The sequence below is a fragment of the Micromonospora deserti genome (assembly GCF_003236335.1).
Classification (GTDB): domain Bacteria; phylum Actinomycetota; class Actinomycetes; order Mycobacteriales; family Micromonosporaceae; genus Micromonospora; species Micromonospora deserti.
Genome location: NZ_POUB01000245.1, coordinates 1 through 8,945, shown reverse-complemented (window position 1 = coordinate 8,945; position 8,945 = coordinate 1). Strand labels below are relative to the sequence as shown.

General features: G+C 72.8%; 10 protein-coding genes. 4 read left to right on the top strand and 6 right to left on the bottom strand.

Annotated features, from left to right (window positions below; all coding sequences use genetic code 11):
* Positions 1–243 precede the first annotated feature (243 nt).
* The 3 genes from serC (at position 244) to C1I99_RS25345 (ending at position 3,704) form a co-directional block, all read left to right on the top strand.
* Positions 244–1,371 carry a phosphoserine transaminase gene (serC, locus tag C1I99_RS25355; RefSeq protein WP_111136705.1) on the top strand — a complete coding sequence of 376 codons (1,128 nt, stop codon included), beginning with the start codon at positions 244–246 and terminating at the stop codon, positions 1,369–1,371.
* A gap of 184 nt (positions 1,372–1,555) precedes the next feature.
* Positions 1,556–2,638 (top strand): septation protein SepH, encoded by a 1,083-nt coding sequence (gene sepH, locus C1I99_RS25350; RefSeq protein WP_111136704.1) that lies wholly within the window; start codon positions 1,556–1,558, stop codon positions 2,636–2,638.
* Between the two features lie 79 nt (positions 2,639–2,717).
* Positions 2,718–3,704: an aldo/keto reductase gene (locus C1I99_RS25345; RefSeq protein WP_111136703.1), complete on the top strand. Its 987-nt coding sequence runs from the start codon at positions 2,718–2,720 to the stop codon at positions 3,702–3,704.
* A 7-nt stretch (positions 3,705–3,711) separates the two neighbouring features.
* Here the strand turns inward: C1I99_RS25345 and thpR are convergent, their stop codons facing one another.
* The 5 genes from thpR to C1I99_RS25320 form a co-directional block, all read right to left on the bottom strand.
* On the bottom strand, positions 3,712–4,290 hold the full coding sequence (gene thpR, locus C1I99_RS25340) for an RNA 2',3'-cyclic phosphodiesterase (RefSeq protein WP_111136702.1): 579 nt from the start codon (positions 4,288–4,290) through the stop codon (positions 3,712–3,714).
* A 12-nt stretch (positions 4,291–4,302) separates the two neighbouring features.
* Positions 4,303–4,812, bottom strand: coding sequence for a hypothetical protein (locus tag C1I99_RS25335; RefSeq protein ID WP_111136701.1), 510 nt, complete (start codon positions 4,810–4,812; stop codon positions 4,303–4,305).
* 97 nt (positions 4,813–4,909) lie between these two features.
* Positions 4,910–6,193, bottom strand: coding sequence for an MFS transporter (locus C1I99_RS25330; protein WP_111136700.1), 1,284 nt, complete (start codon positions 6,191–6,193; stop codon positions 4,910–4,912).
* 70 nt (positions 6,194–6,263) lie between these two features.
* Positions 6,264–6,713 carry a MarR family winged helix-turn-helix transcriptional regulator gene (locus C1I99_RS25325; RefSeq protein WP_199562386.1) on the bottom strand — a complete coding sequence of 150 codons (450 nt, stop codon included), beginning with the start codon at positions 6,711–6,713 and terminating at the stop codon, positions 6,264–6,266.
* 115 nt (positions 6,714–6,828) lie between these two features.
* Positions 6,829–8,307 (bottom strand): NCS2 family permease, encoded by a 1,479-nt coding sequence (locus C1I99_RS25320; protein ID WP_111136698.1) that lies wholly within the window; start codon positions 8,305–8,307, stop codon positions 6,829–6,831.
* An 87-nt stretch (positions 8,308–8,394) separates the two neighbouring features.
* Here C1I99_RS25320 and C1I99_RS25315 point away from each other — a divergent pair, with 87 nt between their 5' ends.
* Positions 8,395–8,640: a DUF2530 domain-containing protein gene (locus C1I99_RS25315; RefSeq protein ID WP_111136697.1), complete on the top strand. Its 246-nt coding sequence runs from the start codon at positions 8,395–8,397 to the stop codon at positions 8,638–8,640.
* A gap of 9 nt (positions 8,641–8,649) precedes the next feature.
* Here the strand turns inward: C1I99_RS25315 and C1I99_RS25310 are convergent.
* Positions 8,650–8,945: DUF3027 domain-containing protein (locus tag C1I99_RS25310; RefSeq protein ID WP_146604052.1), on the bottom strand; the 296-nt coding region annotated here is incomplete at its 5' end.

The window sequence follows — 8,945 nt, the reverse complement described above, 5'->3', positions numbered from 1 at the left end:
CCGGGTGCACTTCTTGTCGCCAGGGCAGCAACAGCCGCACCCGAATCCCGAGGGCTGTGGCGCACGCCTCAGCTGGGGGGATGGGACCAGCCGATGGTCCGGCCGGCCGGGGTGGGAGGATGGAGGCTCGGCAGTGCCGCCGGAAACTGGCTCGGATCCCGGCCGCCGTGCGCCCCGCGCCGCCGCCGGTCCGCGCCCGCCAGCTCACCGGGCCCCGGCCCATGCGGAAGGATCTTGACAACCGTGGCTGACGTACCGACCATCCGGATTCCCGACGAGATCAAGCCCGCCGACGGCCGCTTCGGCTGCGGGCCGTCCAAGGTCCGTCCGGCGGCGGTCTCCGCCCTCGCCGACGTGGCGACCAGCTACCTGGGCACCTCGCACCGGCAGAAGACCGTTCGCGACCAGGTGGCCCGGCTGCGCCGGGGCATCGCCGAGTTCTTCGCCCTCCCCGAGGGCTACGAGGTGGTCCTCGGCAACGGCGGCACCACCGCGTTCTGGGAGGTCGCCACATTCGGCCTGGTCCGGGACCGGGCCCAGTTCGCCAGCTTCGGCGAGTTCGGTGCCAAGTTCGCCAAGTCGGTCCGGGACGCGCCGTTCCTCGGCGAGCCGACCATCCGCAAGTCGGCGGCGGGCAGCGCACCGACCCTGGTCGCCGAGGCGGGCGTGGATGTCTACGCCACCCCGCACAACGAGACCTCCACCGGCGTCGCGGTGCCGATCAGCCGGGTGGCCGGCGCCGACCCGGGCGCGCTGCTGCTGGTCGACGCCACCTCCGGCGCCGGCGGGCTGGACGTCAACGTCGGCGAGACCGACGTCTACTACTTCGCGCCGCAGAAGTGCTTCGGCTCCGACGGGGGCCTCTGGCTGGCCCTGATGTCGCCGGCGGCGCTGGAGCGGGCCGGCGCGATCAAGGCGTCCGGCCGGTACATCCCGGCCTTCCTCGACCTGGTCACCGCGATCGACAACTCGCGGCTGGAGCAGACGTACAACACCCCGGCCCTGGCCACCATCTTCCTGGCCGCCGAGCAGACCGACTGGATGAACTCCCAGGGCGGCCTCGCCTGGGCGGCCAAGCGCACCGCCGAGAGCGCCGCCGTCGTCTACGGCTGGGCCGAGCGCTCCGCGGTGGCGACGCCGTTCGTCACCGACCCGGCGCTGCGCTCCAACGTGGTCGCCACCATCGACTTCGTCGACGGGGTGGATGCCACCGCGGTCGCGAAGGCGCTGCGGGCCAACGGCATCGTGGACACCGAGCCGTACCGCAAGCTGGGCCGCAACCAACTGCGGGTCGCGCTCTTCCCGGCCGTCGAGCCGGCCGACGTCGAGGCGCTGACCGCGTCCATCGACTACGTGGTCGAGCGGCTCTGACCACCGTCACGGTCGGTGGCCGCCGGCGCCCCGACGGCCACCGACCGTGATCATCGCCGCAGCTCAGTCGCGACATGCGGGTGTCGCATCCCCCACCTGCGGGCAGATGCGCGTACGGTGGTGCGAGACGCCCGGGTGGCCGGCCCGTGGCGCGCGGCCAGCGAAGCGGGACGGAGGCAACGTCATGCGCCCAGTACGCTTCGTCGCCCTCTCCGAGGACGGCCAGGCCCTGGTGCTCGCCGACGAGGTCGGGCGACTGCTCGCCCTGCCCATCGACGAGCGCGTCGCGGGCGCGCTGCACGCCGAGCCCGGTGGCCCGCCGCTCGCGGTGGCCCCGCCGGCCGCCGCCGACCCGGTGCCGTCGCTCTCCCCGCGCGACATCCAGGCGCGGATCCGCTCCGGAGAGTCCGCCGAGGACGTGGCCCGGATCGCCGGCGTGCCGGTCGATCGGGTGCTGCGCTACGCCGGCCCGGTGCTCCAGGAACGCGCGATGCTAGCCCAGCACGCCCGACGCACCCGGCTCAAGGGCGCCGAGAAGCCCACGCCGCTCGCCGAGGTGGTCAGCGGCCGGCTGGCCCAGCACGGCATCGACACCGAGAAGATCTCCTGGGACGCGTGGCGCCGCGACGACGGCACCTGGCGGATCGTCGCCACCTGGCCGTCCGGCAAGGCCACCGCGCAGGCGGTCTGGGATCTGGACAAGACCCGGCAGGCAGTCACCCCGCACGACGACATGGCGCAGTACCTCTGCGCGGAGCGTCCCACCCCGATCCTCGGGCAGGAGCCCGCGCCGGAGCGGGGCGGGCACGCGCTGCCCGGCCCGTCGCGCGGCGAGCCGAGCCGCGGTGGGCACGGCCTGCCGGCCCCTGCCGAGCACGCCCGTCCGGGCCGCGACCCGATCCGGGCCGGCCGGGACGCCCTGCTCGCCTCGCTCGATCGGCCGCTCGGCGCGACCTCCGGCCGCGGGCTCGACCCGCGCTCCCCGGCCGCGCTGACCGGGTCGGACGCGCCGCGGCAGCGGGCGGTCGGCGGCGGAGCGGCGGCGCTGCTCGGCGGCGGCCAGGGCTCGGCGTTCGACGACGACTCGGACGCGCCCAAGGAGGTGCCGGCCGTGCCGTCCCTGGCGGTGCTCCGGCCGCGCCGCACGAACGCGCCGGGAGGCGCGACCGGCGAGTCGACCGACGCCACCGGCAAGCCACGCAAGCGCCTGCCGAGCTGGGACGACGTGCTCTTCGGCAGCGGGCCGGCGGCCCGCGAGTCCTCCTGACCCGACCGACTCCGGCGGCGGTCCCCGTCGCCGGAGTCGGCGCGAGGCACTCGAGGTGCCGCCGTGGCAGGGTGACCGTATGGAGTACACGAATCTGGGTCGTACCGGTCTGTCGGTCAGCCGCCTCTGCCTGGGCACCATGAACTTCGGGCCGCAGACCAGCGAGCCGGACAGCTTCGCGATCATGGATCGGGCCCTGGAACAGGGGATCAACTTCTTCGACACCGCCAACGTCTACGGATGGCAGACCGGCGAGGGGGTCACCGAGCAGATCATCGGTCGCTGGTTCGCCCAGGGCGGCGGCCGGCGGGACAAGGTCGTACTGGCCACGAAGGTCTACGGCAAGATGGGCGAGTGGCCCAACGAGCAGGGCCTCTCCGCCCGGCACATCATCCGGGCCTGCGAAGGCTCGCTGCGTCGGCTGCGGACCGACACCATCGACCTCTACCAGATGCACCACATCTCCCGGACCACCCCCTGGGAGGAGATCTGGCAGGCCATGGAAACCCTGGTCGCCCAGGGCAAGGTGCTCTACATCGGATCGTCCAACTTCGCCGGTTGGCACATCTCGGTGGCGCAGGAGGCGGCGGGGCGGCGCAACTTCCTCGGCCTGGTCTCCGAGCAGTGCATCTACAACCTGCTCACCCGGCACGTCGAGTTGGAGGTGGTGCCGGCCGCCCAGCACCACGGGCTGGGCATCATCCCGTGGTCGCCGCTGCACGGCGGGCTGCTCGCCGGGGTGCTGCGGAAGATGGCCGAGGGGGGTGCCGCGCGTGGCGCCACCGGCCGCTCCGCCGACGCGCTGGCCGAGCACCGACCAACCATCGAGGCGTACGAGAAGCTCTGCGCCGACCTTGGTCACGACCCGGCGGACGTGGCGCTCGGCTGGCTGCTCTCCCGTCCGGGGGTGACCGCCCCGATCATCGGCCCGCGCACCGTGGATCAGTTGGACCGTTCCCTCGGCGCGCTCGACGTCACCCTCGACGCGGCCACCCTGTCCCGCCTCGACGAGCTCTTCCCGCCGATCGGCAACGGAGGCCCCGGCCCGGAGGCCTGGGCCTGGTGAGCACCGGTCACAGCGGCCAGGCGGCGAGGCGGTCGTAGGTCGGCCGGGGGCCGGGGTGGCTGCGCATCAGCACCATCTCGGCCGCCGGCCACTCCGGGCCCTGGTAGTCATGCAGGGCCGCCAGGTCGGCCGCCACGTCGGCGGGCGGCACCCGGTCGCCGGGGCGGGCGACGGTCAGGTGCGGGCGGAACGGCTTCTCGTCGTGCGGCAGCCGGGCGTGCCGCAGCCGGGAACGGATCAGCCGGGCCAGCACCGCCAGCGTCGCCACCTCACCCCGTACGTCCACCCACAGCACGGTGAACCGGCCCCGCCCGAACCGCCCACCGCCGGCGAGCCGGAGCCGGGGCGCCGCCTCCCGGCCGTTTCGGGACCACTCGGCCGCGAGCCCCAGCGCGCTCTCCACCTCGATCAGCTGGTCGGCCTCGACGTCGCCGAGGAAGGCGAGAGTGACGTGCGCGTGGGCCGGGTCGGCGAGCCGGACGTTGATCCCCTCGGCGGCGGCCGCGCCGATCCGCAGCCGGGCGAGTTGCCCGCACAGGTCGTCGACCGCCTCCGCGGGCGGGTAGACCGCGACGAAGAGCCTCAACCGGGCCGCCGCTCACCGGTGACGCTGCCGGTGGCCGGCCCGGGCCGCGGGCAACGCCAGCCCGGCGGCGTGCAACAGCCCTTCCACCCGGACCCGCTCGATCTCCAGGTCGACGCCCTCCAGCTCGGAGAGGTGCTCGGTGATCCCCAGGGCCCGGCAGGCCAGCCGGAGCCGGTCGTCGTACGCCTTGAGCACCGCACCGTGCCAGACCATCGAGCGGCCACCCACCCCGAGCCGTTGGCTGCCGAGCCGGCGCAGGTCGGCGGCGAGCCGTTCCAGCGGGCGGCGGTCCGCCCGGTCGAGGTCGCTAAGGTCGATGTCACGGGTCAACGCGTCGGCCTCGACCGCCCGGTCCAGGCGGGCGATGGTGCGTCGCTCCCGCCGCCGGTCCCGCCACTCGGTGTACCCGCAGACCACCCGGTCGAGGATCTCGTCGGCGCAGAAGAGCAGGGCGATCGCCGCGGGCAGGCTGGCCACCGCGATGAACGCCAGGGCCAGCAGCAGGGCGCGTCCGACCTCCACGTATCGACGCTAAGCCGCTTCCCGCCGGGCCGCCACCGGATTGGCCGCATCCGCGCCATCCGCCCAACGGGACGTCGTCCCAGCTGCCCCTCCCGGCTCAGCAGTCGGTGGGGGTGACGTAGAAGCGCGGCATGGGGAGCACCCGGAACCGGAGCCGGGCACCCGAGCGGCGCAGCTGCCAGGTCAGCGCGAGCAGCGCGGTGGTCAGCGAGATGAGCCCGCCGATCCAGATGCTCGCGCCGGCGCCGTAGGTCTCCGCGACCCAGCCGATCAGCGGCGCGCCGACCGGGTTGGTGCCGAGGAAGACCAGCACCCACAGCGCCATCACCCGGCCACGGAAGGCGGCGTCCGTGCCGAGCTGGATCCGCTGGTTGGCGGCCTGGGCGAAAAACACCATGAAGAACCCGGTGGGCAGCAGCAACGCCACCACCATCCAGTACGCGGGGGCGAGCCCGACCAGCGTGCCGAAGGCGGCGCAGGCGACCGCCGCGCCCAGCACCAGCCAGACCGACGGGCGACTGCGCCGGCCGGTGCCCGCCAGCGCCCCGATCAGCGCGCCGACCGCCAGCGCGCTGCTGAACAGCCCGAACGAGGCCGCCCCGGTGTTGAAGACCGTCTTGGCCAGCGCGGCCAGGGTGAGCTGGAAGTTGAACAGCGCCATGGCGATCACCGAGACCATCACCATCGGCAGCAGCAGGTCGGGGCGGCGCCGGACGTAGCGCAGCCCGTCGATCACCTTGGCCGACGCCCGCTCGTCGCGCGGCGGGAGCGCCTCCCGGTGCAGCTCGGCGGGGCGCATCCGGACCACGTTGACCAGGGGGGCGATCGAGCTGAGCGCGGTGAGCAGGAAGACCGGCCCGACGTCGAAGGCGGCGATGGCCAGACCGGCGACGGCCGGCCCGACGATCCGGGCCGAGTTGAAGGTCGCCGCGTTCAGCGAGAGCGCGTTCGGCAGCAGCGCGGTGCCGACCAGCTCCGAGACGAACGCCTGCCGGACCGGGGTTTCCACCGCGTTGGCGACGCCGAGCAGGGCGGCGAACGCGAAGACGTGCCAGAGCTGCACCAGGCCGGTGATGACCAGCAGACTCATGGCGAGCGCCAGCACCGTCCAGACCGCGTTGGCGACGAAGAGCAGCATCCGCTTGTCGTAGCGGTCGGCGAGCCGCCCGGAGAGCAGGGTGAGCAGCAGCACCGGGGTGAACTGGAGTGCGGTGACCACGCCGAGCGCGGTGGCGGAGTCGTCGGAGAGCTCGAGGACGAGCCAGTCCTGGGCGATGAACATCATCCAGACGCCGATCAGCTTGATCAGCTGCCCGGATGCGAAGAGCCGGTAGTTGCGGACCTGTAGGGACTGGAACATCGTGCTCAGCCTCGCCTGCACTCTTGGTGCGCCTCCTCGCGTATGCGTCATCGCCGTCGGACGGCGCGGCGCGGTACGCGCGAGGCGCGGGTCAGGCGCGGGCGACCTGTTGCAGGATCTCCGCCGCCTGCCGCAGCGTGTCCCGTTCGGCGTCGCTGAGTTCGGCCAGCCGGTGGGCCAGCCACTCGTCCCGGACGCGCTCGAACTGGTCGAGCACGGCCCGTCCCCCCTCGGTCGCGGCGAGGATGACCTGGCGACCGTCGGTCGGGTGGGGGGTGCGCTGCACGAGGCCGCGCTCCTCCAACTTCGCGACAATCTTGGTCATCGTCGGTGGCTGCACCCGCTCGACGTCGGCCAGTTCCCGGGGCGTCAGCGCGCCCGCCAGCCGGAGGCTGGTGAGCGCGGAGAGCTGGGTGACCGTCAGGTCGCCGACCGGCCGGGCCTGGCGGACCCGTCGGTTGAGCCGGGTGATCGCATCACGCAGCTGGGGTGCCAGCTGCGCCGGTGGCACGCTCTTCGCCGTCACCGTCCGCTCCGTCACGATAGTTAGCTTAACTAATGAGCCTGGCTAATGACATCTGATATGACCATGCTCACGAGGAGATCGCCCTGCTCCGGGCCGGATGTCCGTTCGGTCACCGGCCCGGCGCAGGGCGTCAGAGCACCACGGACTCGATCGGCCCGCGCAGGAAGTACAGCACGAAGAGCGCGGCCACGCCGTACAGCAAGGGGTGGATCTCGCGGGCCTTGCCCTTGGCGAGCTTGACCACCACATAGGTGATCAGGCCGGCGCCGATGCCGGTGGAGATCGAGTAGGTGAACGGCATCAGCACGATGGTGAGGAACGCCGGGATGGCGATCTCGTAGTCCGACCAGTCGATGGTCCGGACCGCGGTCATCATCAGGAAGCCGACCACCACCAGCGCGGTCGAGGCCGCCTCGAACGGCACCACCACCACCAGCGGCGCCAGGAACATGGCCAGCAGGAACAGCCCACCGGTGACCAGGTTCGCCACGCCGGTGCGGGCGCCCTCCGCGACACCGGCGGCGCTCTCGATGTACGACGTGTTGCTGGAGGTGCTCGCCGCACCGCCGGCCGCCGCGGCGATCGAGTCGACCAGCAGGATCTCCTTCGCCCGTGGCGGCGTGCCCCGCTCGTCGAGCATGCCGCCCTCCTGGCCGACCGCGACCATCGTGCCCATGGTGTCGAAGAAGTCGGTGATCAGCAGGGTGAAGACGAACATCAGCACGACCACCCAGCCGGCCCGGCCCCACGAGTCGAGCACGTTGAAGTTGCCGAGCAGCGACAGGTCCGGCACGTCCACCACCGTCTCCGGCAGCTCCGGCACGTTCAGCGACCAGCCCTTCGGGTTGGGCTGACCGTCGACGAAGGACGGGCCGACGTTCGCCACCGCCTCGACGATGATCGCCAGCACGGTGGAGGCGAGGATGCCGATCAGGATCGCGCCCTTGACCCGGCGGGCCACCAGCACCAGCGTGAGCAGCAGCCCCACCACGAAGACCAGCATCGGCCAACTGACCAGCTTGCCGCCGATGCCCAGCCCGACCGGGACGGTCGTGTTCGCCTCGTCCGGGATCCGGCGGACGAAACCGGCGTCGACCAGGCCGATGATGGTCAGGAACAGGCCGATGCCGACGCCGATCGCCGTCTTCATCTGGGTCGGGACCGAGCGGAACACCGCGGTCCGCAGGCCGGTCAACACCAGCACGGCGATGATCACGCCCTCGATCACCACCAGGCCCATCGCGTCCGCCCAGGTCATCTCCGGGGCGATCTCATACGCGACCAGCGCGTTGACGCCGAGGCCGGCGGCGAGCGCCAGTGGGAACCGGCCCACCACGCCCATCAGCACGGTGGTCAGGCCGGCGACCAGCGCGGTGGCCGCGGCGAGGGCGGGGATCGGGAGGGAACGGCCGTCACCGTCGACGGCACCACCGAGGATGAGCGGGTTGAGCACCACGATGTACGCCATCGTGAAGAAGGTCGCCAGGCCACCGCGTACCTCACGGCTCATCGTCGAGCCGCGGGCGGAGATCTCGAAGTACCGGTCGAACCCGTTACGCGGATGTGCGGGGTCGGGCGGTGTGCCGTTGTCCGGCGGGGCTACTGCCATCAGGTCCTCGCAGGTGATCTTCCGTTGTCGCGCGCATCGTCGCAGATCACCGGCCGGCAGCGAAAGTTGATCGCGTACGCTTGCCGCGTGCCGAAGGAGCAGCCGCCGCGACCCGAGCCGCTCGACCCGCCGATGGTGCCGTTCGCCCTCGCCGGGATGGCCGTCTGGGCGCTCGTCGGGCTGATGCTGCTGGTCTTCCGCGACTGGCTGACCGAGCACGGTCACCAGGACTGGCTCTGGACCTGCCTGGCCGGTTTCCTGTGGGGTTTGCCCGGTCTCGCCGTGATGATGCGCCACGACGCCAACCGCCGGCGCCGCCGCGGTAGCCGCTGACCCGACCTGTCAGGAATGCCCGTACGGCTCGGCCGGCTCCGCCGCCGCCACCGAGCCGGGGGCCCGGCTGACCGACACGGTCTCGACCGCGCTGTCGTCGTAGACCGTGGGCATCTCGTCGACCGGCGTGTCGCCGGTCTCGACCATGGTCTCCGAGTGGGCGCCGCAGCCGTGGTCGGCGCTGACCACCCGGCCGTCGTCGGGAGCGAAGAAGTTGCCGCAGGCGCCGAAGGCCTGCCGCAGCGCGCCGGCGAGCGGCAGGTAGAAGCCGCAGGTGCCGCAGCGGGCGGCGGCGGGGGCGGCGG